General features: G+C 33.3%; 34 protein-coding genes and 1 pseudogene. 31 read left to right on the plus strand and 4 right to left on the minus strand.

The window, feature by feature from the left end; translation table 11 throughout:
- Positions 1 to 6 precede the first annotated feature (6 nt).
- The 24 genes and pseudogenes from AZF37_RS02495 to pyrE all read left to right on the plus strand — a co-directional run bounded on the left by AZF37_RS02495 (position 7) and on the right by pyrE (position 16336).
- Positions 7 to 489: a cell division protein SepF gene (locus tag AZF37_RS02495; protein ID WP_088369431.1), complete on the plus strand. Its 483-nt coding sequence runs from the start codon at positions 7 to 9 to the stop codon at positions 487 to 489.
- Positions 490 to 497: 8 nt separating this feature from the next.
- On the plus strand, positions 498 to 1301 hold the full coding sequence (gene proC / locus AZF37_RS02500; RefSeq protein ID WP_088369432.1) for a pyrroline-5-carboxylate reductase: 804 nt from the start codon (positions 498 to 500) through the stop codon (positions 1299 to 1301).
- A 176-nt stretch (positions 1302 to 1477) separates the two neighbouring features.
- Positions 1478 to 1969, plus strand: a complete 492-nt coding sequence (locus AZF37_RS02505) for a YlmH/Sll1252 family protein (protein WP_088369433.1) — start codon at positions 1478 to 1480, stop codon at positions 1967 to 1969.
- 197 nt (positions 1970 to 2166) lie between these two features.
- Positions 2167 to 2616, plus strand: a complete 450-nt coding sequence (locus tag AZF37_RS02510) for a DivIVA domain-containing protein (RefSeq protein ID WP_088369434.1) — start codon at positions 2167 to 2169, stop codon at positions 2614 to 2616.
- A 185-nt stretch (positions 2617 to 2801) separates the two neighbouring features.
- Positions 2802 to 3368 (plus strand): phosphate propanoyltransferase, encoded by a 567-nt coding sequence (locus tag AZF37_RS02515; RefSeq protein WP_088369435.1) that lies wholly within the window; start codon positions 2802 to 2804, stop codon positions 3366 to 3368.
- 53 nt (positions 3369 to 3421) lie between these two features.
- Entirely contained in the window at positions 3422 to 3886 is a 465-nt protein-coding gene (lspA, locus tag AZF37_RS02520) for a signal peptidase II (RefSeq protein ID WP_088369436.1), read from the plus strand.
- Positions 3887 to 3891: 5 nt separating this feature from the next.
- Entirely contained in the window at positions 3892 to 4791 is a 900-nt protein-coding gene (locus AZF37_RS02525) for an RluA family pseudouridine synthase (protein ID WP_088369437.1), read from the plus strand.
- Between the two features lie 3 nt (positions 4792 to 4794).
- On the plus strand, positions 4795 to 5679 hold the full coding sequence (gene hslO / locus AZF37_RS02530; RefSeq protein ID WP_088369438.1) for an Hsp33 family molecular chaperone HslO: 885 nt from the start codon (positions 4795 to 4797) through the stop codon (positions 5677 to 5679).
- Between the two features lie 390 nt (positions 5680 to 6069).
- Entirely contained in the window at positions 6070 to 6309 is a 240-nt protein-coding gene (locus AZF37_RS02535) for a hypothetical protein (RefSeq protein WP_088369439.1), read from the plus strand.
- 14 nt (positions 6310 to 6323) lie between these two features.
- Entirely contained in the window at positions 6324 to 6713 is a 390-nt protein-coding gene (locus tag AZF37_RS02540; RefSeq protein ID WP_088369440.1) for a glucosaminidase domain-containing protein, read from the plus strand.
- Positions 6714 to 6720: 7 nt separating this feature from the next.
- Entirely contained in the window at positions 6721 to 7269 is a 549-nt protein-coding gene (locus AZF37_RS02545) for an RICIN domain-containing protein (protein WP_162473840.1), read from the plus strand.
- Between the two features lie 139 nt (positions 7270 to 7408).
- The gene (locus AZF37_RS02550) at positions 7409 to 7597 is read left to right on the plus strand and encodes a hypothetical protein (RefSeq protein ID WP_088369442.1); all 189 of its coding nucleotides are present in this window, start codon (positions 7409 to 7411) and stop codon (positions 7595 to 7597) included.
- A gap of 76 nt (positions 7598 to 7673) precedes the next feature.
- Positions 7674 to 7931 (plus strand): RICIN domain-containing protein, encoded by a 258-nt coding sequence (locus tag AZF37_RS02555; protein ID WP_162473841.1) that lies wholly within the window; start codon positions 7674 to 7676, stop codon positions 7929 to 7931.
- A 149-nt stretch (positions 7932 to 8080) separates the two neighbouring features.
- Positions 8081 to 8980, plus strand: a complete 900-nt coding sequence (locus AZF37_RS02560) for an RICIN domain-containing protein (RefSeq protein ID WP_088369444.1) — start codon at positions 8081 to 8083, stop codon at positions 8978 to 8980.
- A gap of 65 nt (positions 8981 to 9045) precedes the next feature.
- A complete protein-coding gene (locus tag AZF37_RS12125; RefSeq protein ID WP_281178934.1) occupies positions 9046 to 9237 on the plus strand; it encodes an N-acetylmuramoyl-L-alanine amidase in 192 nt (63 codons plus the stop codon).
- 148 nt (positions 9238 to 9385) lie between these two features.
- Positions 9386 to 9652 (plus strand): annotated as a pseudogene (locus AZF37_RS13095) (N-acetylmuramoyl-L-alanine amidase family protein); the annotation flags it as partial.
- Between the two features lie 101 nt (positions 9653 to 9753).
- Positions 9754 to 10074: a thioredoxin family protein gene (locus AZF37_RS02575; RefSeq protein WP_172793065.1), complete on the plus strand. Its 321-nt coding sequence runs from the start codon at positions 9754 to 9756 to the stop codon at positions 10072 to 10074.
- Positions 10075 to 10582: 508 nt separating this feature from the next.
- Positions 10583 to 11137, plus strand: coding sequence for a bifunctional pyr operon transcriptional regulator/uracil phosphoribosyltransferase PyrR (pyrR, locus tag AZF37_RS02580; protein ID WP_088369448.1), 555 nt, complete (start codon positions 10583 to 10585; stop codon positions 11135 to 11137).
- Positions 11138 to 11150: 13 nt separating this feature from the next.
- The gene (locus AZF37_RS02585) at positions 11151 to 12086 is read left to right on the plus strand and encodes an aspartate carbamoyltransferase catalytic subunit (protein ID WP_088369449.1); all 936 of its coding nucleotides are present in this window, start codon (positions 11151 to 11153) and stop codon (positions 12084 to 12086) included.
- Complete coding sequence (locus tag AZF37_RS02590; protein WP_088369450.1) at positions 12070 to 13356, plus strand: dihydroorotase; 1287 nt, start codon at positions 12070 to 12072, stop codon at positions 13354 to 13356. Before AZF37_RS02585 ends, AZF37_RS02590 begins: the two co-directional genes overlap by 17 nt.
- On the plus strand, positions 13357 to 14121 hold the full coding sequence (locus AZF37_RS02595) for a dihydroorotate dehydrogenase electron transfer subunit (RefSeq protein ID WP_088369451.1): 765 nt from the start codon (positions 13357 to 13359) through the stop codon (positions 14119 to 14121).
- On the plus strand, positions 14118 to 15026 hold the full coding sequence (locus AZF37_RS02600; protein ID WP_088369452.1) for a dihydroorotate dehydrogenase: 909 nt from the start codon (positions 14118 to 14120) through the stop codon (positions 15024 to 15026). The genes AZF37_RS02595 and AZF37_RS02600 overlap by 4 nt, the downstream gene beginning before the upstream one ends.
- A gap of 15 nt (positions 15027 to 15041) precedes the next feature.
- A complete protein-coding gene (pyrF, locus tag AZF37_RS02605; protein ID WP_088369453.1) occupies positions 15042 to 15758 on the plus strand; it encodes an orotidine-5'-phosphate decarboxylase in 717 nt (238 codons plus the stop codon).
- On the plus strand, positions 15758 to 16336 hold the full coding sequence (gene pyrE / locus AZF37_RS02610) for an orotate phosphoribosyltransferase (RefSeq protein ID WP_088369454.1): 579 nt from the start codon (positions 15758 to 15760) through the stop codon (positions 16334 to 16336). The genes pyrF and pyrE overlap by 1 nt, the downstream gene beginning before the upstream one ends.
- Positions 16337 to 16446: 110 nt before the next feature.
- On the opposite strand, the gene AZF37_RS02615 is transcribed toward pyrE, so the two are convergent.
- The 4 genes from AZF37_RS02615 to AZF37_RS02630 form a co-directional block, all read right to left on the minus strand.
- Complete coding sequence (locus AZF37_RS02615; RefSeq protein WP_162473842.1) at positions 16447 to 16899, minus strand: threonine/serine exporter family protein; 453 nt, start codon at positions 16897 to 16899, stop codon at positions 16447 to 16449.
- Positions 16887 to 17729 (minus strand): threonine/serine exporter family protein, encoded by an 843-nt coding sequence (locus tag AZF37_RS02620; RefSeq protein ID WP_088369456.1) that lies wholly within the window; start codon positions 17727 to 17729, stop codon positions 16887 to 16889. The genes AZF37_RS02615 and AZF37_RS02620 overlap by 13 nt, the downstream gene beginning before the upstream one ends.
- A 128-nt stretch (positions 17730 to 17857) precedes the next feature.
- Positions 17858 to 18169, minus strand: coding sequence for an NFACT RNA binding domain-containing protein (locus AZF37_RS11375; RefSeq protein WP_088369457.1), 312 nt, complete (start codon positions 18167 to 18169; stop codon positions 17858 to 17860).
- 89 nt (positions 18170 to 18258) lie between these two features.
- Positions 18259 to 19377: an Rqc2 family fibronectin-binding protein gene (locus AZF37_RS02630; RefSeq protein WP_088369458.1), complete on the minus strand. Its 1119-nt coding sequence runs from the start codon at positions 19375 to 19377 to the stop codon at positions 18259 to 18261.
- A gap of 242 nt (positions 19378 to 19619) precedes the next feature.
- Between AZF37_RS02630 and AZF37_RS02635 the strand changes: the two genes are divergently transcribed.
- The 7 genes from AZF37_RS02635 to atpG are packed head-to-tail and all read left to right on the plus strand — an operon-like array spanning position 19620 to position 24356.
- Positions 19620 to 19898, plus strand: a complete 279-nt coding sequence (locus AZF37_RS02635; protein ID WP_088369459.1) for a hypothetical protein — start codon at positions 19620 to 19622, stop codon at positions 19896 to 19898.
- A gap of 23 nt (positions 19899 to 19921) precedes the next feature.
- Positions 19922 to 20614 (plus strand): F0F1 ATP synthase subunit A, encoded by a 693-nt coding sequence (gene atpB / locus AZF37_RS02640; protein ID WP_088369460.1) that lies wholly within the window; start codon positions 19922 to 19924, stop codon positions 20612 to 20614.
- 52 nt (positions 20615 to 20666) lie between these two features.
- Complete coding sequence (locus AZF37_RS02645) at positions 20667 to 20885, plus strand: ATP synthase F0 subunit C (protein ID WP_088369461.1); 219 nt, start codon at positions 20667 to 20669, stop codon at positions 20883 to 20885.
- 26 nt (positions 20886 to 20911) lie between these two features.
- The gene (gene atpF / locus AZF37_RS02650) at positions 20912 to 21421 is read left to right on the plus strand and encodes a F0F1 ATP synthase subunit B (protein WP_088369462.1); all 510 of its coding nucleotides are present in this window, start codon (positions 20912 to 20914) and stop codon (positions 21419 to 21421) included.
- Positions 21414 to 21953 (plus strand): ATP synthase F1 subunit delta, encoded by a 540-nt coding sequence (gene atpH / locus AZF37_RS02655; protein ID WP_088369463.1) that lies wholly within the window; start codon positions 21414 to 21416, stop codon positions 21951 to 21953. The genes atpF and atpH overlap by 8 nt, the downstream gene beginning before the upstream one ends.
- Positions 21954 to 21958: 5 nt before the next feature.
- Positions 21959 to 23500 (plus strand): F0F1 ATP synthase subunit alpha, encoded by a 1542-nt coding sequence (gene atpA, locus AZF37_RS02660; RefSeq protein ID WP_088370642.1) that lies wholly within the window; start codon positions 21959 to 21961, stop codon positions 23498 to 23500.
- Positions 23478 to 24356, plus strand: a complete 879-nt coding sequence (atpG, locus tag AZF37_RS02665) for an ATP synthase F1 subunit gamma (protein ID WP_088369464.1) — start codon at positions 23478 to 23480, stop codon at positions 24354 to 24356. Before atpA ends, atpG begins: the two co-directional genes overlap by 23 nt.

A 24356-nucleotide genomic window follows, 5' to 3' on the forward strand; every position in this document is an offset into this window, starting at 1 on the left:
TGAATTATGATTAAAAGAATCAAGGATTATTTTGGTAAAGAAGAAGATTATGATGAAGATGAATATGAAGAAGAGGATACATACGAAGATGACAGCTATGATGAGTATGAAAGATTTAATGGTGCTGATGATGAAGATAAAGAGGAGAGTTTAAGTATGATAGATGAATCATTTTCACTATCTTCAGTAGTGAGTAAAAAATGCGAGGTGTTAATGGTATCACCGGATACTTTTAATGATGCTTTGAAAATTGCTAATGATTTGAAAAAGAATAAAATAATTATATTAAATTTAGAAGATGTTGAATTTGAAGAAGGCAGAAAAATTGTCGATTTTCTAAGTGGTACAATTTATGCTTTAGGTGGGTCTGTAAATAAAATAAGTGGAAAAATTATTTTGTTTACACCAATTTTTGTTGGCGTACAAAATACGATTTCTCTTAGAAAAAAAGATAAGGGAATGGATGTTCCTAATTTTAGAAGAAGCTGAGGAGAACGATGATGAAAATTGGCTTTATTGGCGGCGGTAATATGGCTGAAGCTATAATAACAGGTATGGTAAAAGAATCTTTTCTACCATCTGAAATATACGTATCTGAAATTAAAAAAGATAGATTAAGCTATTTGCAAAATAAGTTTAATATAAATTCAGCCGGAGAAGATTTTTTTGAAACGGTAGAACTTGTTATTTTGGCAGTTAAATCACAAGTATTGTTTGATTTAATGGAAGATATAAAAGATGACATTAATGAAAAACACTTAGTTGTCTCAATTGTTGCAGGTATTCCTTCAGAGAAAATCTGTAAAAAATTATCTACTGGACACGTCATTAGAGCAATGCCTAATACTCCTAGCTTAATAGGTAAAGGCGTTACTGTTTTATGTCAAAGCTCTGACGAAATAAGCGATGAAAGAATAGCGGCTGTAGAGAAAATATTTAGTTCTGTTGGGTGTTATAAATGGATTGAGGAAGATTGTTTTGATGCAGTATCAGCTATTAGTGGCAGTGGACCAGCATATGTTTATCGTTTTATTGAGGCTATGACGGATAGTGCTGTTGCTTTAGGTGTGCCAAGAGAATTAGCTCAATCTTTAGTTATCGATACAATTATAGGTGGAAGTGCAATGGTTAAAGAAACTGGTGAACATCCAAGAGTGCTTTCAGATAAGGTCACTTCACCTGGTGGAACGACTATTCAAGGTCTGCAAGCAATGGAAAAGTCAGGTTTTTCAACTGCAGTAGATGAAGGCGTTAAAAAGGCCTATGGGCGTTCAATTGATCTTTCACGTGGAGGAGAATAGTGAAGGCTATTAAACTCTCTTATTGAACTTTATGAAATAACCAGTAAAAGTAGCAAAGTTATTGTATCTGATTTCCTCGGTCCTAATATAGTGGTTGCTTTTGAAGATTACTTAATAAGAGATTCTATATTTGGAATGGATTATTACAAAGATGCTGGTTTTGAGGTAGGGGAAAGATGTCGTTTGATTTTTTTAAGGATTTTTATCAAAAAGAAAATCTTGAGAATCAAATTAATATACTTAAAATAATAAGTATAAATGGGAGATTAGAACATCGTGCTGTTTTAGGTTCTCTTTTAGGACTTGGCGTTGTTAGGGAAAAGATTGGAGATATTTCTATATCTAAAGATGGAATGGAAGGCAAAGTAGCTGTTGACAAGCATTTGACTCCATTCTTTCTTAATGAGTGGCGTCAAGTTGGCTCTGAAAAAATCGAATTAGAAACAACAGAGGATATTTCAATTTATCCAAGGCAATTAGAAGAGAAATTAATAATAGTATCTTCTTATCGACTGGATAGTTTTGTTAGTAAGTCATTTAATTTGTCTAGAGGAGATAGCCAACATTATATTGATACAGGAAAAGTAAAATTAAATTATCGTTTAACTGAAAAGTCAGATTGTATTATCGCTGTAAATGATTTAATTTCCTGTAGAGGAAAAGGATGATTCAAAGTACTTTCAGATAAAGGGAAAACCAAAAAAATAGATTCAAAGTTATTATTGGAAAATATGTTTAAAACATATAGAAGTGACGCTTATAAGATTGAATATATTTTTTTGAAATGATTATTGCCCTATGTTATAATGACTAAAGGGTTTAAATTAATAAATAAAAGAATATAATATATTATTGGAGGGCTATTATGAAAATTACGCCAGAGCTTATTGAAACAAAAGATTTTAAAACATCGATGAGAGGTTATGATAAAAGAGAAGTAGATATTTTTTTAGATGAAATTATTGAAGAATTTGAGGTTTTATTAAAAGAAAAGCAGAAGCTAAGGGAGGAAAAAGATATTCTCTTAAATCAGTTAGCACATTATAAGAAAATTGAGAATGAACTCAGTGAAACTTTTCTTAAGGCTCAAGAATCTGCTGATGAAATTAGAGCACAAGCCCAGGCCGATTATGATGCGAAGATGAAGCAAGCTGACGCTTTCTTAATGGATGCAAACTCTGATGTAACCCATAAAATGACCAGCTTAGAAGATAAGTACAACTTATTAAAAATTAGATATATAGAATACAGAAAATCAATTAAAAATGATTTAAAAAAACAACTAGAAATATTGGAACAAGATATAATAGAATAAACTTTTTAATAAAGTTATTTATTTATAAATTTAATTAAAAATTCCAAGTTAGCTATTGTTTCTCAAATAGCAATAGAATATGAAAATATAGACATGTTTGATGTTTGTAGATAGTGTGAGTACAATCTCATGCAATATCCTAAATGTGTAGCAGTAGTTAAAAAGCTTATAAGGAGAGGTGCAAAATGTTAGTAGAAGTAGGTATTTCAGCAAGACACATTCATATTTCAAAAAAATCATTAGCAATTCTATTTGGTGAGGATTACGAATTACATATTTTTAGAGAGGTTAAACAACCAGGACAATTTGGTGCTGAAGAAACAGTTTCAGTTGTTGGACCGAAAGGATCATTTCCAACAGTTAGAATTCTAGGACCTATTCGCGCAAAAGACCAATTGGAAGTATCTGTTAGTGATTGTTTTAAATTGGGTGTAAAACCAATGGTTAGAGAGTCTGGTAAGATAGAGGGGGCACCTGGTATTAAGCTAGTCGGACCTAAAGGTGAAGTTGAAATTAATGAAGGCGTCATTGTTGCTGCACGACATGTGCATTTAAGTCAAGTTTTTGCCGACAAAGAGGGTATAATCGACGGACAGCTTTTAAAAGCTAAAATTGAAGGTGAGAGGGCGTTAGTATTTGATAATGTAATTGCTAGAATTAGCCCTGACTTTGTAGAAGAATTTCACATTGACACTGATGAGGCAAATGCAGCATTAGTCAGAAGTGGCGACAAGGTAACATTAATTAAGTAAATAGTATAAAGGTTGGGGTACCCCAACCTTTTGCATATAAGGTGGGGAAAAATATGTGGCTAGTTGTAATAATTGTTCTGGTTTTAATTGATCAAGCATCAAAGTTCATTGTTGGAAATACAATGACAGCGGGGCAACAAATTATACTAATTCCTGATGTTTTTAATATTCGATTTATTTTAAATAAAGGTGCCGCATTTGGTATCTTGGAAAACGCACAATGGTTGTTTATTTCATTAACCGCTATTGTAGTTATTATTATTTTAATTCAAATTCGTTCAGAACGTAAAAAAGGTCATAATGTGATTCCGGAAGCTATTCTTTTAGGCGGCGCACTAGGCAATTTAATTGATCGATTAATATTTGGATATGTTAGAGATTTTTTAGAAGTGCCATTTTTTGCTGTAATGAACTTTGCTGATTGGTTTGTTAGTTTAGGTATTGTTTTAGTAATTATTAAGTATATCTTTTTCTATAAAAGAGATAAGGATCAATTTGAAATAGAAGGTCAGGAATAGGAATAATGGAAATAAAGGAAATTCCAATTTTAAGGGAAGAAAGAATTGATAAGTATTTAAGCAATTACTTATCATTTTCTAGGAGTCATATAGAGAAATTAATTGAAGATGGTTCAGTGACTGTTAATGGACAAACTGTTAAAAAGCGTTATGTGCTATCTTTTCGTGATCAAGTTTTAGTTGAAATGATAGCGCCAGAAGCAATCCATATTTGCCCTGAAAAAATGCCACTAGATATATTGTATGAGGATGATGCTATATTAGTTGTTAATAAAGACCGTGGAATTGTAGTTCATCCAGCACCTGGTCATTACAAAGGTACTTTAGTAAATGGCTTACTTAACTATGACATCCCTTTATCTTCGATTAATGGTTTCATGAGACCAGGAATTGTCCATAGAATTGATAAAGATACATCAGGTATTCTTGTAATTACTAAAACAGATGAAGCTCATGAAGGATTAGCTGTCCAGTTTAAAGAACATACAATTAAAAGACAGTATATGGCTTTAGTCAATGGTATTATTGATGAGCGGAGTGGTGAAATTGATTTGCCTATTGGCAGAGATCCAAAGAGTAGAATTAAGATGTCTGTTTTAGCACAAGGTAAAGGGGCTAAAACCTACTATGAAGTTGAGGAAAAACTGGCAAATAATACATTGTTACTCTGCACACTTCATACGGGAAGAACCCATCAAATTAGAGTTCATTTAGCCTATTTAAAGCACCCGGTAGCAGGGGATCCATTATATGGTACAGCAACAAAAAAGATTCCTTTAGACGGACAATACTTACATGCTATAACTTTAGGTTTTATGCATCCAATTAGCCAGGAATATTTGGAGTTTAAAACAAGTCTGCCACTATATTTTCAGCAGTTGCTAAATAAATTAAGAGAGGGTTAGAAAATGGAAAACAATAAAAATAAAGTTGATTATTGCTTAAGGGGCGTTGCCATGGATGGTATGGTCCGTTTTTTCTGTACCATTTCAACTAATTTATGTGAAGAGGCCAGGAGAAGGCATGACACTTATCCAACAGTAACAGCGGCTTTAGGTAGAACTTTAACTGCCGCAGTAATGATGGGAATGACTTTAAAGGGAGAAGAAATAATTTCTATTCGCTTTAAAGGAAATGGACCATTAGGTACTGTAATGGCTGAAGGTAACAGTTTCGGAGAAGTTAAGGGGTATGTTGATTTTCCGAAAACGGATATACCTAGAAAAGACAATGGAAAGCTAGATGTTGGAACGGCAGTAGGTGAAGGAATGCTCTATATTTCTAAGGATATTGGTATGAAGGAACCCTATACCGGTTCTGTTCCTATTCTAACAGGAGAAATTGGAGATGATTTAACTGAATATTTCTATGCTTCTGAGCAAGTATTGAGTGCTGTAGGTGTTGGGGTTCTTGTTGATATTGATTATTCTGTTAAATCGGCAGGTGGCTTTATGATTCAATTAATGCCTGATGCTAGACTTGAATTAGGTGTTATTCTAGATGAACGTATTAAGGAAATGCCTATGTCTATAAGTGATTATTTTATACATCATACACCTGAGGAACTTGTTCAGTATTTCTTTGATGAAGACTATAAAATACTTGATAAAAAAGAAGTCTCTTTTTTATGTAAATGTAGCAAGGATAACTTTGAAAAAGCGTTAATTTCCTTAGGTGAAAGTGAATTGACTTCATTGTCATCAGATGAAGGTATAGAAGTAGTTTGTCAATATTGTAATGAAAAATATTGGTTTCCAATTGAAGAAATAAAAGAGTTAATAAAGAGCCTATAAAGATAGACTGATTAAAGTAGGATGAAATAATATTATTTCATCCTACTTTAATCTATAGAAAATAGTTTAGATTTATTGAGTAAGCTCTATAATGATGTAATATCCACATTTTTATTCAAATATGCTATAATAAAAAATAGTGAATATTGTTATCAGCATGTGGAACGGACAAGGGGGAAAAACAAATGAAAAGTACGAAAACAATAAAAAATAATAATTACTATATTTATTTTTGTTGCTTTAATAGGAGGTGTTATTTTTAATAATAGCCTTATGGCAACAGATTTAAATGAAAATATAGAAAATACTACTTAGAGTAGTATTAAGGGAACTGAAGGTGATTCTGAAAATTTAGATATTAAGGAGCCATTATCAGCTGCAGATGCTTATGTGGAAAACAAGATAGATAATGTTGTTTTAGAAGAGCTTGAAGCGCTTCAAGCCAAGTCTATAAATCTTTATAGTGCAAGTAAAGAGGTTGTTCGAGGACAGTCAACTGTATCAATGGATACAGTGAAAAAATATTTAAAAAATATTATAGGTGCTAGCAATTATACTAGTTATTATGATGAGGTGATACAGAGTTATTATAACATAGCGCGCCTATTTATGGTATTAGACCAGAAGTAGCGCTATCTCAATCTATGTTAGAGACTAATTATTTCAGATATACTGGTATTGTCAAAAGAGACCAATACAATTTTGCTGGAATTTATGCAACTGGAACGGCAATATCTGCAACACAGGCTGGAAGTGTTGCGTATATTTATGGTGCCAATCCTACAAAGGTTAAACTAGTAGCTGGAGAACATGGGGCAAGATTTTCATCCATTGTAGATGGTGTTGAAGGACATATTCAGCATCTTTATGCTTATGTAACTAAAGAGCTTATTCCTAATGGGAGGGATTTAGTTGATCCTCGTTATAATATAGTTAAGACTACAGTTAATTTTGGGAAAACTACTTATATAGACGACATTGTTGGCTGGGCAACAGATGTAAATTATGGTACAAAAAATTGTTACTGTTCTTAAAAGCATAATGGCTAATCAGACCGATCCTGTTGTACCAGATAATCTTATCCCTATAACAGATTTAGCCGATGGTTATTATTCGATTAATTCAACTGCTAATGGGCTGGCACTAGAGACAGTTGATAGTGGTTATGATAATGGTTTATTGATAAAGCAAAATATTGCTTCAAATAAAAGCAGTAAAACAACCTATTTTGAAAAACAAAGCGATGGCAGTTATGTTATAAATTTTTACCATAGTAAAAAAGCTTTGGATGTTAATAGCAGTCGTTCTCTAACACAATGGAGTGTTCATAAAGGAGATAATCAGCGGTGGCTCTTATACAAAGATAATCAAAATAATATCTACATAAAGAGCAAATATGATAATAGTTTTATAGAAATTAAAAGTTATAATGTATATGATGATTTGTTATTAAATAGTATAATTAATGCTTCTGATACTAGTAAACAATTTAAGCTTAATAAGCTTAAAAATTTACCGACAATTCCTTATGTTGCCGATGTAGCAAATGGATTATATAAAATTGAATCTTCTTTCTCAGGAAAAATTTAGAGATATATGGTGGGTCATTTGAAAATGGTGTTCAATTGTCACAGTGGGGTAATAATGGTTAGAACAATCAAGTTTTTGAGGTTAAAAATACCACTTCAGGAACCTATATTATTAGTAATGAAAGTAAAAATCCCTTGATATGGTAAGTTATAATATTGGTACTAAAATTATCCAACATGATGTCCTTGGCAATACTTCACAAATATTTAAATTAGTGAAAAGTAAAAACAACATAGATTCTTTCAATATTATTAGCTCTGGTGGCAATGTGTTTGATATATCATCAGCAAACAATGGTGAAGTTGCAATATTAAAAAAATGTAAATAACTCATCTAATCAGGATTTTCAATTTAATTCTTCGAGTTCTGAACCAGCTTACCCGAGATCCGAAGTGCTTGAACCAGTGACAGACATTGCTAATGGTTACTATTATATTAATTCTGTAGCAAATGGATTAGTATTAGAAAGTGGTAATGATGGTTATGCGAATGGTAACTTAATAAAACAAAATACAGCGTCTAATAAAAGTAGCCAAACTACTTATTTTGAGAAACAGAGTGATGGCATTTATGTGATTACATTTTATCATAGTAAAAAAGCTTTAGATTTAAACGGTAGTAATAAATTAACACAGTGGAAAATTCATAAATTGGACAACTAACGTTGGATGCTTTATAAAGATAAGCAAGGAAACATATTAATTAAGAATAATAGCGACAATAGTTATATAGAAGTTAAGAATGCTGATGTTAACGGTGATATTCTTATGAATAGCACATTAGCAGAAAAAATCCGAATAAAAAATTCCAGTTGAAGCCCGTTAGTATATTACCAACAGTTCCTCATGTTGCTGAGGTAGAAGATGGTAAATACAAAATACAATCTAGTCTGTCTGAAAAAAATCTAGAAATATTTGGAGAAGGTTCTTTAGATAATGGCGGTTTACTCTCACAATGGGCTAATAATGGCTATAATAATCAAGTATTTGAAGTTCAGAACACTACTGAAGGTAGCTATATAATAAGTAACGAAAGTAAGAAAGTATTAGATATCTCTAGCTATAGTAGTGGCAGTCAGGTTATACAGATAACCAAGGATACTGTTGCTTCACAAAAAATTAAAATTATTAAAAACCCTAGTAAAAACGGGGTGTACAGTATAATAAGCGGTGGTGGTTTGGCATTAGATGTTCAATCTCCAGATAATGGTTCACGTATTGTATTGAAAAATGTAACTGGATTAGATTATCAGGATTTTAAATTTTTGCCAACAGGTGATGAACCAGCTTATCCAACAAATGTTGCTGTTTCTAGTGGAATTTATGAATTAATATCTAAATCTAATGGACAAGCAGTAACAAGTAGTTTTGATGTATTCAATGGTGCTAAAATGGGATTTGCTGCTAGCAACAAAGGTTCAGACCAAAAGTTCGTAATAGAACAATTGTCAAATAAAAATTTTAAAATAACAAATTTTAATAGCAATAGAGCATTAATGCCTTTATATCATGCTTTGGTTGATGGCGGCCCAGTAGTACAATGGTTCAATCAAGACAACAATCCATATCAAGAATGGAGCTTATCAAGGAACAGCGATGGTAGTTATAGCTTTAAAAATATGGGGTCAGGCAAATTTTTAGAGGCATCAGCTAGCCCCGTACGCTTGTACAAAATGCAAGAAGCATTAATTCTTCTCAGAATTTTGCTTTAAATCGACTTGGTGATTTACCAGATACTGGTGTTCATACAGCAGGTATTAATGGGAAAATTATATTTATTGATCCTGGGTATGGAATAATAGATAGCTATTACAATAATAATTTTGACCCTGGTGCTGTTCAAAATGGTTTATATGAAAGTGCTAGTAATATGTGGTTAGCTGCTGAGTTAGCTCAGCAATTAAGAGCAGCTGGTGCAAATGTATACTTAACTAGAGAATATGAATATTCTCTAGTTAATGCGCCCTAGTATTAGCCTTATGGATAGAGCTAGGATTGGCAATAATACTAATTGCAGATTTGTTTATTTCAATCCATGGCAATAGTGGAGTGAGTAGTGCACGTGGTATTGAGACATACTATTATGAGAAAGGTTTTATTCAGATTCATATTATTCCGATAGCGATCCTCGCAATGTGAAATCTGCCTATGCAGCTAAATGTATACAAGAGGAAATGATAAATTATTCAGGATCATATAATAGAGGAGTAAAGAGAGCTGACTTCCTAGTTCTTAGAGAAATTAAGGCACCTTCAGTTCTTTTGGAGGTAGGTTTTTTATCTAATCCAAGTGATGCCGCATTGCTTAAAGATTCGAATTATAGAACAAGAGTTGTAAATGGTATAGTACAAGGAATATATAGATTCTATAGTATCTATTATTAAGTGAAAGGAGAAGGTTGACCTTCTCCTTTTTAGTATCTATTATTTTTACATATTGCAATTTTTAATGTATAATACAATTATGCAATTGAAAGGAGATAATGATGATTAAAATAATTGGTGAAAATGAATTCAGTAAAGAGGTTCTAGACAGAAACAATGAAATGGTAATGGTGGTTTTCTTTGCAACGTGGCGTGGTCATTGCCAGGATTTTAGCAAAGTTTTAGAATCAACAAATGAAAAACTAAATAATGAACTTATAGTTTATAAAATTGATGTAGATAAAAATCCGGAGTTGGTAAATAGCTATGGCGTGGAGAGTTATCCAACTTCCTTTTTCTTTAAAAATGGTGAGGTTTTAGAAAAATCAGTTGGTTTTATGTCAGAAGGAAGACTAGCTGATAAAATTAAGCTTAACAGTTAGGAGATTCTTATGGATAATCTGAAGTGAAAAGAAACTTAACAAGTGAAGCATATAGAGTTGCAGTCAAAGGTGGAACAGCCCCCTTTTTAATAAGCCTTACCGTTAGCCAAGATCGGATAAGTATTTTGTTTCAACTATAAAAAAAGGTATAGATGTAGGTGATTAAGGTAATTATTACTAATAGCAATGGATAAACAACACGAGAAGGAGTAGTATGCATCTGGAGATGTTGTAACTGGCGCTAAACAGTTGTTGAAGCAGTCTGAGTATCTAAAAACTAAAAAGGCAGCCAATGCAATAGATGCTCATATTGGGAAATACTGATTCTTGTAATTTTTATTTTGATTGACAAATGGCTTAATAAAGGGTATGATTAATTAAATATAAAAACATCTTTAACCTAGTACGAGAGACTAGAAAGGTGAACTGTAATTTTAAATATCTCAGAAGAATTATAGTCTATCTGGTCTCCAGGTAGACTGTTTTGTTGTAAAAAAGGAGGATTTCCATGAAGAAATTTAAAGAAAAAGCTATCATCATGGATAGTGAACAAATGTATAGAGCTATGAAAAGAATGGCTCATGAAATTATAGAGAAAAATAAAACACTTGAAGGTGCTGTTGTTTTAGGTATTAGAACGAGAGGTGTGCCTTTAGCGGAACGTCTTGTAAAGTGCATTAAGGAAATACACGGTATTACATTGCCAATGGGTGTATTGGATATTAATCTTTATAGAGACGATTTAACTGCATTATCTGAACAACCTATTATTCATCAAACTATTATTCCAGCTGGCATTCAAGGTAAAACAGTGATTCTAGTAGATGATGTACTGTATACTGGTAGAACAATTAGAGCTGCTTTAGATTCCATAATTGACATGGGAAGACCTTCTTCAATTCAGTTAGTTGTTATGATTGACAGAGGACATAGAGAATTACCTATTAGAGCAGATTATGTAGGGAAGAATGTACCAACTTCAAAAAGAGAGAAAATTGATGTAACGCTAAGAGAAATAGATGGCGAAGACAAAGTAGTTATCAAAGAACAAGAAGAAGAATAAGGGGGAGGGATTTATGCTCCAAGAGAAAGATCTATTAGGACTTAGAACAGTATCAACAGATACAATTGACGAAATTTTAGCAACAGCAGTCCCTATGAAAGATATTATTTCTAGAGATATTAAGAAAGTTCCTACTTTAAGAGGACGTTCAATAGCTACCTTATTTTTTGAAAATAGCACAAGAACAAAATGTTCTTTTGAGTTAGCTGCCAAATATTTAAGTGCTGATTGTACGAGTCTTGCAGTAAGCACAAGCAGTGTACAAAAAGGTGAAACTCTAATTGATACAGCTAAAACACTAGAAGTTATGGGTATTGAGTTGTTTATTATGCGTCATGGCGCTTCAGGAGCACCTCATTTTTTAGGCAAAAATACTAATGCTCGCATTATCAATGCAGGTGATGGGATGAATGAACATCCAACACAAGGTCTACTGGATATGTTTACAATCAGGGATAAGAAAGGAGATTTCTCCGATTTAACTATTACTATATTAGGTGATATTGCTCACAGTAGAGTTGCTAGAAGCAATATCTGGGGATTAACTAAATATGGTGCTAGAGTTAGAGTAGTGGCTCCAGAAACACTAATTCCTGTTGAAATGCAGAAAATGGGCGTTGAAGTCTATACAGACGTTGAAAAAGCCTTAAAGGGCGCTGATGTTGTTAATGTATTGCGCCTTCAGAAAGAAAGGCAGTCAAGTGGATTATTACCTTCCTTAGAAGAGTATAATCATTTTTGGGGCTTAACAAAAGAAAGAGTGAATTTATTAAAAGAAGATGCCATGATTATGCACCCTGGTCCAATGAATAGAGGGGTAGAAATTATGCCAGATGTTTACGAGTTAAGCCAATCTGTTGTAGATGAGCAAGTAACAAATGGCGTTGCAATTAGAATGGCGCTTCTTTTTTTAATGTTAGGAGGCAGTCGTGATGAAGAAATTAATTAAAGGTGGCTACGTTGTCGACCCTGCTACAAATAAAGATGGTTTGTACGATATTTTAATTGAGGGTAAAAAAATCAGCAAAGTTGATATTATGATAGAGCCAAAAGCAGATATGGAAATTATTGATGCAGCAGGACAATATATTTTTCCTGGATTTATTGATATGCATGTTCACTTAAGGGAGCCAGGACAAGAGTATAAAGAGACAGTAACAACAGGCTTAAATGCTGCTGCGAAAGGTGGTTTTACAACAGTTGCTTGTATGCCTAATACGGATCCAATTATTGATAACAGAAGTGCTGTTGAAGCCCTTGAAAGAAAAATGAGAGGTAATAAAGTCAATTTAAAGGTAATTGGAGCAGCCACAAAAGGCATTAGTACAGATCAGTTAACTGAAATGGGAGATATGAAGGAAGCTGGTATTGTAGCTATTAGTAATGATGGAAAACCTGTTCCAGACGCTAATACAGTACGTAGGGTACTAGAATATGCAAAGCAGTTCGATTTAATATTAATAGAACATTGTGAAGATTTGAGTCTTGCAAAAGGTGGTTTTATTCATGAGGGTTATTACTCTACTACCTTAGGGTTTAAAGGTATTCCTAGAGAAGCAGAAGATTTAATCGTAGCTAGAGATATTGCTTTGGCAAATATGGTTGATGGAAAAATTCATATAGCTCATATTAGCAGTAAAAATGCTGTAGAATTAGTTAGAGAAGGAAAAAGAAAAGGCATTAATGTAACAGCCGAAGTTACGCCTCATCATCTTGTACTTACAGATGAAGCAGTATCTTCCTTTAATACATCCACTAAAATTAATCCTCCTCTTCGCAGTGAAGAAGATAGACAAGCATTAATTGATGGTGTATTAGATGGCACTATTGATATTATTGCTACAGATCATGCCCCTCATGCTAGATGGGAAAAAGAAGTAGAGTATGCTTATGCACCTTTTGGTGCTGTTGGTTTAGAGACTGCTTTCTCACTTCTCTATACTACATTTGTAAAAAACAATACATTTACATTTAGGGATTTAATTGAAAAAATGGCTAATAAGCCAGGTGAAATTTTTAAATTAGGCGGTACCTTAAAAGAAGGTGGCAATGCGGATATTGCTATTTTCAATCCTAATATTGACTGGACAGTTGAAGGAAAAACTTTTGAATCTATGGGTCAAAATACGCCATTTGAAGGTTGGGATTTAGAAGGCGTTATTACAACAACTTTAGTTAAAGGTGACTATGCTGTCAAAGACAGTCAGGTGGTGAGATAAGTGGCTTTAAAGGAAGTTGGCACTATTTTAAGTAATGAGGCCATTATTGAAAATATGATTTATAAAATGGAGGTTCAATCTGGTAAAATAGCTTCAGCTATTTTACCAGGACAATTTCTGCAAATTAAGTGTGCTGAATTACCATTATTGAGAAAACCTATTAGTGTTTTTGACTGCAATAAAGAAAAAGGAACATACAGTATTTTATATCAAATAAGGGGTGAAGGCACTAGAATATTGTCAAAGAAAAAACCCCTAGAAACTTTAGATGTTATTGGACCTTTAGGCACTAGTTTTCCGTTACCAAAATCCAATGGTGATATTCTGCTTGTAGGAGGCGGTATTGGTATAGCCCCTCTATTTTTATTAGGAAGAATACTTAAGATGCAGGAATTGTCTTTTACATTTATACTAGGCTTTAGTACAAAAATTGAAAGTTATGCCATTAATTTATTTAAAACGCTAGGTCCTGTTCAGGTTGCAACAATGGATGGTACTTTAGGTGCTGAAGGGCATGTTGGGTCTATTCTAGAATCTTATGATAAAAGTAAAATTGGTACAATTTACGCCTGTGGTCCTGAACCAATGGCAAAATACTTACAGCAGTACAGTCAAGATTCAGAAGTATATTTATCCTTAGAAGCTTATATGGGATGTGGGGTAGGTGCTTGTTTAAGCTGTGTTTGTAAAACGAAGAGCCAAGATTACCTTAGAGTCTGCACAGAAGGGCCAGTAGTTAAAAGTGAGGAGGTTGACTTATCATGAGTTTGTTACAATGTAAGTTAGGAACGCTTTCTTTAAAGAACCCTGTGACAGTTGCTTCTGGAACTTTTGGATCAGGCAAAGAATTTATGCCTTTTTATGATGTTGGCCAGTTGGGCGGTATTATGGTGAAAGGCACTACACTAGAGAAGCGATTAGGCAATAAGCCTCAGCGTTTAGTTGAAACTTGTGGTGGTGTTATTAATGCTATTGGGCTCGCTAATCCTGGTGTTGACTATTTTATTACAAATATTTTACCTGAAATCAAGGAATATGGTTCTGAAATTATTGTGAATATTTCAGGAAGTTCAATTGAGGATTATGGTCATATGGCTGAAAAGCTTTCAATAGAAGGAGTGAGTGCTTTAGAAGTAAATATTTCATGTCCAAATGTAAAAGATGGTGGTATTGCTTTTGGGACTTGTCCAGATATGGCTGGTGCTGTCACAGCTATGGTTAAGAAAAACACAGATAAACCAGTTATTTTAAAATTATCACCTAATGTAACAGATATTAAAATAATGGCTCAAAGTGTAGAAGATAATGGTGCTGATATTATTTCATTAATTAATACACTTATTGGAATGGCTATTGATGTGAAAACAAAAAAACCTATTATTACAAATGTTGTGGGGGGGTATTCAGGTCCTCCTATAAAACCAGTTGCTTTGCGTATGGTTTATGAGATATATCCAGTTGTAAATATTCCTATTATTGGTATGGGAGGAATTATGAATACCAAGGATGCTTTAGAATTCATGATGGCTGGTGCTACAGCAATTAGTGTTGGTGCAGCAAATTTTGTGGATCCATTTATTCCTTTAAATATAATTGATGGTATTAATAAGTATTGTAAAGATGAGGGACTATTCCACTATAGTGAGATTATAGGGATTGCTCATCAATAAGGAGGGAGTCAGTTGATGACTGCAAAAGAACGTTTAATAGCAGTATTAGATGTAGACACAAAAGAAGAAGTAAAAATATTAGTAGATGCTCTGAAAAATGAAGTTGGTATGTTTAAAATTGGGTTACAACTTTATACCAGTATGGGTAATGAAATTATTCGCTATATTAAGGATAGAGAATGTAAAATATTTTTAGACTTAAAACTTCATGATATTCCTAATACTGTTGCTAAATCCGCAAGAGTATTAACTGGATTAGGCATTGATATGTTCAATGTTCATAGCCAAGGAGGCTATGAAATGATGAAAAAAGCTAAGGAAGCCAGTGTTGCAGAAGCAAGTGCTTTAGGAATTGATGCTCCAAAATTAATAGCTGTTACAATTCTTACAAGCTTAGGGGATGAGGAAGTCCAAGCTATAGGTTATCAAAAAACCGCTAAAGAAATGGTAGCTCATTTAGGAAAATTAACTGAACGGGCTGGGTTAGATGGAGTAGTGTGTTCACCTCTTGAAGCAGGCCTTATTAGAGATAAATGTGGTGAAAATTTCTTAAGAGTTACACCTGGAGTACGTCCATTAGGTGGGGCTGTTGGTGACCAAAAGCGTATTACAACGCCAAAAGCAGCTCTTGAAGGAGGCTCAAGCTACATTGTAGTTGGGAGACCAATTACTGAAGCTGAGGATGTTGTTAAAGCGGCTAGAAGCATTGTAAAAGAAATGGAGGAAGCCTAATGTTAACAAAAGAACAGATTGAAAAGATTTTTATAGATTCAGAAGCCTTAATGAATGGTCATTTTAGATTAACATCTGGAAGACATAGTGGGCAATATATGCAATGTGCAAAAGTGTTGATGATTCCAAAATACACTGCAGCTTTATGTGGTCATATTGCTAATTACTACAAAGAAGAACAGATTGACATGGTTATTGGACCAGCTACAGGTGGTATTATTTTATCATATGAAATGGCTAGCCAATTAGATGTTCCATCTATTTTTACAGAAAGAGTAGATGGTAAAATGGTTTTAAGAAGAAATTTTGAAATAAAACCTGGTCAACGGGTATTGGTTATGGAAGACGTTGTAACGACTGGTGGTAGTGTTGTTGAAGTTATTAATTTAGTGAAAGCACAAGGTGGTATTGTTGTCGGTGTTGGTTTATTAGTGGACAGAAGCAATGGAACTGTAGATTTAGGTGTAAAAACAGTTGCTTGTTTAACAATGAATGTTATTTCTTATGAAGCTGAAGAGTGCCCTTTATGTAAAGACTGTATTCCAATTGTTAAACCTGGAAGTCGAGTAGTTAAATAAGCGATTGCGCAATGTATGCCTTATTACAATAATAAGGAAGAAAATAATTAAAAAAATGCTGGGAGCATAGTATGTTTCCAGCATTTTTTTGTCTCAAAATATATTATTTATTATGATATTCGTTTGCTAATTACATAGTCAATAATTTTAGAAATTGATGATGCTATTACAACGCCAACAGCAATAATAACCAATGCTTGTAGTGCTATAGTTCCATAGACAATAATATCATTGCTATTCTGTTCAACAAATCCTAATACCATTTTGAAAATTGAGTAACCTGGCAGAATAGGTACAATACCTGAGGCGAGGAAAACTGCCATTGGTTTTTGTCTTTGTTTTGATAAGAAAATTGCCAGAAAAGAAACCATTAAAGCAGCCATAAATGTACCGAGTATTGGTGATGAAAATACCATTGAGAAAAATTTGTTTGTACTGAAACAAATAGCACCAATAAATGCCACATATGGAAGATCATTTTTTTCTGCACTTAGTGAAATCCCAAAAAATAGAGTTCCTAGTCCTGCTAGTAATATTTGTCCAACTGTAATTAACCCATCCATATTATGCCTCCAAAAATTGTAAACCATAAGGAGAACAATGCACCGACTCCTAATGCTAAACTTGCAGCCTGAATTAAAGCATCTATGCCCCTGCTAGCACCTGTTATAAAGTCACCATTAACCATATCCCTAATGGCTGTTACGGCAACTACTCCTGGCGTTAATATAATAATAACACTGGCAATTATGTTATTGACGCTCATAACTAAATGGGCAGTCAAGAAAACTAATGCAAACAAAGCTACTAAAGCACCAGCTACCATATTTGATAAGAAAAAAGGAAAATCATTTTTCTTTGCATAATTAATAAAAAAGGCAGGGACTATTGTTGCTAAAAATGTAAAGAAGCCATCTGAGAGTGATCCGCCAAAAGCAATTGAAAAAGAAGCCGTTCCTAAACAAATTGCTAGTGTTCTAACAAGCAAATTATAAGAAATTGCATCATCAATAATTTTTAATTTTTTCATTGCTTGAGTTACAGATATTTCTCTATTAGAAAAACGTTTTGCTAAACTGGCAACTTGAGAAATTTTTTGAAGATTATTTACTCTTTTATCAACACTTTTGTTCATTGTTATAGGCGGGCTATCATCATCGGGGACAATAGTTACTATAATACCCGTGCCAACTACTAATATATCAATACTTTCTTCCTTGATTTTTTTAGCAAAAAGTATTTGGTGAATTATATTGTGAACCCTATAAGTTTCAGAACCATTTCTCAACATAATTATTCCGGCTGTTAAAGCCATATTTAATACATCATACATATTTTCTTCCTTTTTTATCACTCTTACGTAAATTGTAATACCTAATGTAAATTGTAACATTTTCCATTTAAATAGGCATCCCCTTTATGAAGTTTTACGTTTAAATATATGGATACTTTTATAGCGTTACATGAATGGTTTTATAATCTGTATAAAAAACTTTTCCTAGTAAGTGTGAGGGACGCTTCTTAATGTATTTTTTTAGTGTAATCTACATCCGCTTTTAGTCCTTCATTACCTTTACTAAAAGTTGCTGCATAGGTAGCAACTTCTGCAATTGTTTTATCATCTATTGTATCATTATTAGGGTTTCTCAAAAGGACATGGGAACCTGGATAGTCTTTTGCGTGAAACCAAAGGTCATTACTTTTTGCCAATTTAAAAGTTATATAGTCGTTTTGCTTATTATTTTTTCCAATTAGTAATACATATCCAGTCGATGTTGTTTCTTTTTTATGTCCATAATAGATTCGACTTTTTTGATTTTTTCTTTTTCTTATCTTTTATCAGTTGTAAATCCTTTAACTCTTCCTCTATATTATTTAAATCTTCAATTGTATCAGTAAAATCAAAACTTAGTTGAATAGTCTCAAGATATTCTTTTTTCTTGAATATCTTTTAAAAGATATTCACTTTTCTTTTTACCTTCTTTAAGTTTATGATAGTGTTTAAAGTATTTTTTTACATTAGCTGAAGGGGATAAACTTTTATCAAGGAGGATAGTAATTTCAGTCATATTTTCATCAAAATAGTTGGGTACAGTTATTTGGGAAATATGCTCTTTTAGCTGGTAAATATTGGCTGATAGAAGTTCACCTTTAACTCTATACTGATCACCATCTTCAGCGAATGCAATCTTTTCAAGATGAATAGTTTTTTGTTGTTTTTTTAGTTTCTTAGACACAATAGTTTTTAGTTTCTGCTTTTTATTTTCCAATCCCTTTTTAAGGTAAAATGTATTGTAGGCTATATCTAAGTTATCTAGTTCTGTTTGGTTGGTTTCTTCAATATCATTTCTTAATGCCTTAAAAAGCACCATAAGTTGATTAATTTCATAACTTCCAATATCCTTTAATGAAAGGTTTTCAAAGTGCTTTTCTTTCAAGAAATTTATCATGGTTTGTTTACTGAATCCTTCAAGTATTTTTTGCAAAAAAGAAGATAGTAATTGTTCGGAATCTTCTTCGCAATAAATATATTTTGAAAGACTATCTTCAGTCATTGTAAGGGGATTTTCTTTTTCAGCCATAGGAGGCATTTGATATAGTCCTTTAGGCAGTATTTCTCTAAAGCCATTCACACCGATTGGATATTTGTAAAGAGCATCAATTATGATATTGTTTTCTGCTAAAATAATGTTACTATATTTACCCATTAATTCCAGATGAAGGGTTTTTGTAGTTCTATCTCCAATGTCATTAAAAGTGCTGACGGTTAGCTCGATTAAGCGTTCAAGCCCAAGCTGTTTAAAATCGACAATTGTACTGCCTTCTAAGTGTTTTCGCAAGACCATACAGAATATTGAAGGAGTTAAAGGATTTCCTAAAGCTAGGGTCGTAAAATGTGCTGTGCAAAAGCTTGGGTCACAACTGATTAATAATTTGTTATATTTATATAATTTATTTTTAGTATTTAGTTTAATTACAATTAGTTTTTCACTTGGGTGGTACATTTTATCAATTTTACTACCTAGAAGTATGGGGGCCATTGCTATTGTGATTTTTTCATATGTACGCCATCAAACATAAAATTCTCCTTTTTAATTATTCCTATTATATACTTTATTGTAGCTGTTTTTAAATACTTTTTACAAGCTTGTGAAACTAGTTTCATTTATTATTCTAGCATAATACCTCAGGAAAAAGTATTGTAATTTCAATTTACATTGCATATAATGGGATTATTATTGTTTTAAAAAGGTACCACAGATAAAAAAGTGAGTTGAATGTAATGAAAGAGTCGAAGGACAAGAAGAAAAAAATCAATGTACAAGGATTAGGAAGACAACTAGCCTTTGTAACTTCATCAGGAATGATGATGGTCTTTTGTACATTGATTGGCTATTTTATTGGTAACCAATTTAGCGAAACAGGAAGAATTATAGGGGTAGCTCTAGGAAGTATTCTTGGCGCTTTTTTATTTATTGGAGATTTGTATGCTTTTATTCGGATGGATGAAAGAAGCAAAGAGAGAGAAGAACAAAAGGAAAAAGAAGACAATGAAAAATAATTAAGTAAGAAGGGATTCTGACGATGGAAAATTTTGCTCATAAACTCAGCGGACTTTTAGATGAGAAAGCGCCGATAGTTTTTTTTCAAGATGGCTTTTTTAGAATATCCTCTGTTGTGGTTACGACTTGGATTATTATGGCTATTTTGTTTATTACTATTTTCATCTTGACGAGGAAACTGTCAAAAGTACCTACGACGAAGCGACAGGTTGTTGCTGAAAATATTGTAGGTTGGTTCAGAAGTTTCGCTGTTGATTTAGTCGGACCAAAAGGCTTGCAAATGGCAGGTGCTTTAGCTGCTATTTTCATAACAATATTTATGATGAACTTTATCTGGTTCATTCCGATTCTCGAATCACCGACTGCTAGCTACAGCACTACTGCTGCTCTCGCAATTGTAGGATTTATTTATTCACAGTATGTAATCGTAAAAAACAAAGGTGCTGGTGCCTATTTAAAAGGCTATTTCCAGCCTTTAGGCTTTATGGTTGTATTTAATGTAATAGACTTATTTACAAGGCCATTATCGCTTTCAGTGCGTTTGTTTGGCAACTTATTTACCGGTGGTATTTTAGTAGGTGTACTTTATGCAATTATGCCTTTCTTAGTGCCACTGCCTATCCACTTTTTAGAACTACTAACTGGAACTATTCAAGCCTATGTTTTCGCTCTTCTGATAGGAATTTATGCAAGTGAAGGCTTGGAAGAAGAATAGAAATATATAAAATCAAAATTAAGTTACTTTATGAAATGAAGGAGGAAGAAAAATGGAATTTATTGGAATTGGGATCGCTATTGGTTTAGGCGCTGTAGGAGCATGTCTAGGTGAAGGCTTAATTGGCAAAAGTGCTATTGAAGGTTTAGCAAGACAACCTCAACTAGAAGGTAAACTTAGAATGATGATGTTAATCGCAATGGCTTTCGTTGAGACAGGGGTACTGTTCGCGTTGGTTGTTTCAATTCTACTTTATGCAAAAATAGCATAAATAATAAAAAAATAAGGTGATGCAAAATGGAAAGTATTTTTCAAACCATTCACTTTAATCCTATGGATTTTTTATTTCAATGTATAAACATACTTGTCATAATATTTGTTTTAAATAAATTTTTATTTAAACGTGTAGGAAAAGTGATCGACGCTAGAAAAAAAGAAATTGAAGATAATATGGCTGGCGTTGATTCTGCTTGGCAAGAAGTGAAGGATAAAGAAGCGACCTATACTGGATTAATGACTCAAGCTAAGCAGAAGTATCAAACTATTATTGATACAGCCAGTAAAGAAGGGGAAGCCCTTAAGCAGCACTTGCAGGATCAAGCCAAAGAGGAAGCGGCAAGTATGCTAAGTCAAGCAAAAAAAGATATTCAAATAGAAAAACGTCAGGCACTAGATTCTATTCAGGATGAAGTGGCAACTTTAGTTGCTAACGGGACAAGAGCTATTCTTAAAAAAGAGATAGACCCTGAGATGCAAAAGGATTTAGTAAATGATTTTGTGAAAGAAACAGGTGAGGTAAATGGTTAATGTGGCTGTAGCTGATCGATACAGTTTAGCCCTGTTTCAATTGGCTCAAGAAAGAAACCAAGTGGATTCTGTTTTACATGAGCTAGAGGCTGTAGCGGCTAATTTCACAGAAAGCCCATTGTTAACAGAGACCTTTCGATCAAAAAAAGTTAATGGTAAAGAAAAGCTAGATATATTATTGGACATGATGGATGAACAAAAAATATCTCAATTAGTAAAAGAATTTTTTAAAGTTCTACTAGAGAGTAAAAGAGAGTTAACCATTGAAAGTGTTTATAAAAGTTTTCTTGACCGGTATAGAAGAGGCAAGGGAATTAGAATAGGGATTCTTAAAACACCTTATGCAATTTCCTCAGAAGAAAAAGAAACATTAGAAAAACGATTTTCTGAATCTTTTAATTGCCAAATTCAATTAGAGGTTGTTGTTGATACTAATTTAATTGGTGGCGCAGTATTAGAAGTAGATGGTGTTGTCTATAAAGACGATATTGAAACCAGAATAAACCGTTTAACAAAATGGATGAAAGGGTAAACGCTATGTATTTAAAACCAGAAGAAATCACAGAGATAATTAAAAAGCGCGTTGCCAATTTTGAAAATAAGTTAGAAGTTAGTGAAGTAGGAACAGTTATTCAAGTTGGTGATGGAATTGCGCTTGTTTATGGTTTAGATAATGTAATGGCTGGTGAGGTTGTTACATTTGCAAATGGTGTCCAAGGAATGGTATTAAACTTAGAAGAAAATAATGTTGGTGTTATTATTCTAGGTGAATACACTTCTATTAAAGAAGGTGACTCAGTTGCAAGAACTAAAGAAATTTTATCTGTACCTGGTGGAGAAGGTCTTTTAGGACGTGTTGTAAATGCTCTTGGTGAGCCACTAGATGGCAAAGGACCAATTGAATCAACAAGACTATATCCTGTAGAGAAGAAGGCGCCAGGTATTATTGAAAGAGATTTCGTTAATGTACCTTTAGAAACAGGCATTAAAGCAGTTGATGCTTTAGTACCTATTGGAAGAGGACAAAGGGAATTAATTGTTGGAGATAGACAGACAGGAAAAACGTCATTGGCTGTGGACTCCATTATTCATCAAAAAGGCAGAGATGTGTATTGTATTTATGTAGCAATTGGACAAAAAACATCTAGTGTTGCAACTCTGATTAGAGAATTAACTGAAAAAGGCTCTATGGAATACACAACGGTTGTTGCTGCAACAGCTAGCGATCCAGCTCCTATGCTTTATATTGCGCCTTATGCTGGGTGTGCCATTGCTGAATCATTAATGGAGCAAGGTAAAGACGTCTTAATTGTTTATGATGATTTAACTAAACATGCTGCCTCTTATAGAGAAATTTCATTGTTATTAAGGAGACCACCAGGTCGTGAAGCTTATCCTGGAGACGTATTCTATTTACACTCACGTCTACTTGAGAGAGCTTCAAAAGTAAATTTAGAAAATGGTGGAGGATCTATTACTGCATTGCCTATTGTTGAAACGCAGGCAGGAGATATTTCATCCTATATTCCGACAAATGTTATTTCTATTACAGACGGCCAAATTTTCTTAGAGACTGATCTTTTTAATGAAGGAATTCGCCCAGCTATTAATCCAGGTATTTCAGTATCCAGGGTTGGTGGTAATGCTCAGTTCCCAGCACTGAAACAAGTGGCTGCGTCACTGCGTATTGATTTGGCACAGTATCGTGAATTAGAAGCATTTTCACAGTTCAGCTCAGATCTAGATGAGGAAACAAGACAAAAGTTAGTTAGAGGTGAGAAATTAGTTGGTATTTTAAGACAGCCTAACTTCGATCCAATTGATGCTGAGGAGCAAGTTATTGCTATTCTAGCTGCTAACAATGGTTTGTTTGACCATGTTTCAATGGAGGATATGTTTCAAGTAGAAAGTAAGTTAATTACTTTTATGAGAGCAAAGCATAGCAATTTATTTACAAAAATAAAAAATGGAGAAAAATTATCTACGGATGATTTTGATTCCTTAAAGCAATCCATTGAGGAGTTTGGAAAAACCCATTTAGAGATGGAGGGAGATCATGGCCCAGTTACTTCAGATTAAAACAAGAATGAAAAGTGTGGACAGTACACTTAAAATTACTAAAGCGATGAAGATGATTGCGGCTGCCCGATTGGTTAAAGCTAAAGATAGGGTTGTAAAAACAGAACCTGTTGCAAGAAAGCTTGAGTCTATTGTTCAACACTTAAGAGACTCAGAATATATTGCAAAATCGCCTTTGAGTGAAATCAGAACGGAAGGCAAAGAGCTTTATGTTGTATTGACAACAGATAGAGGTTTTTGTGGTGGATTTAACTTTAAATTACTACACTTTGCCGAAGATGAAAAACTTAATCCAAAGGATTCTGTAGACATAGCACCTATTGGTGGCAAAGGCTTAGATTATTTTGAAAAAGCTAAAGATATTTTAAAATTATCTGACGAAGTAACTACAATATGGGAAGAAGAGCTGTTTAATCAAAGTAGATTGCTCTATCAAGAATTAGAGGATTTATTTTTAAAGGGTGAATATAAAGCCATTTATCTAGTTTATAATAAATTTGAGTCAGTATTAGCTCAACATCCAATTAAAAAGCAATTATTGCCTATTGTTTTTCATCAATTAGAAGAAGACAAAAACAAAGAGCTACATAGCGAAATTGATTATTTATTTGAACCTGATGAAAAAAGTCTTGTTGACACAATACTGCCTTTGTATTGTAATTTAAATACATTTTTAGGATTTGTGGAAACAAAGGCTGGAGAATATGGTGCTAGAATGACCTCTATGGAAGGTGCTAATATTAATGGTGAAAAGTTAACCCGTCAATTGAAAATTCAATTCCAAAGAGCCCGCCAAGAAGCCATAACTCGTGAGTTAACTGAGCTAATTGGAGGCGTGGAATGTTTGAGGAGATAA

It is taken from the genome of endosymbiont 'TC1' of Trimyema compressum, from assembly GCF_001584725.1.
Lineage (GTDB): Bacteria > Bacillota > TC1 > TC1 > TC1 > TC1.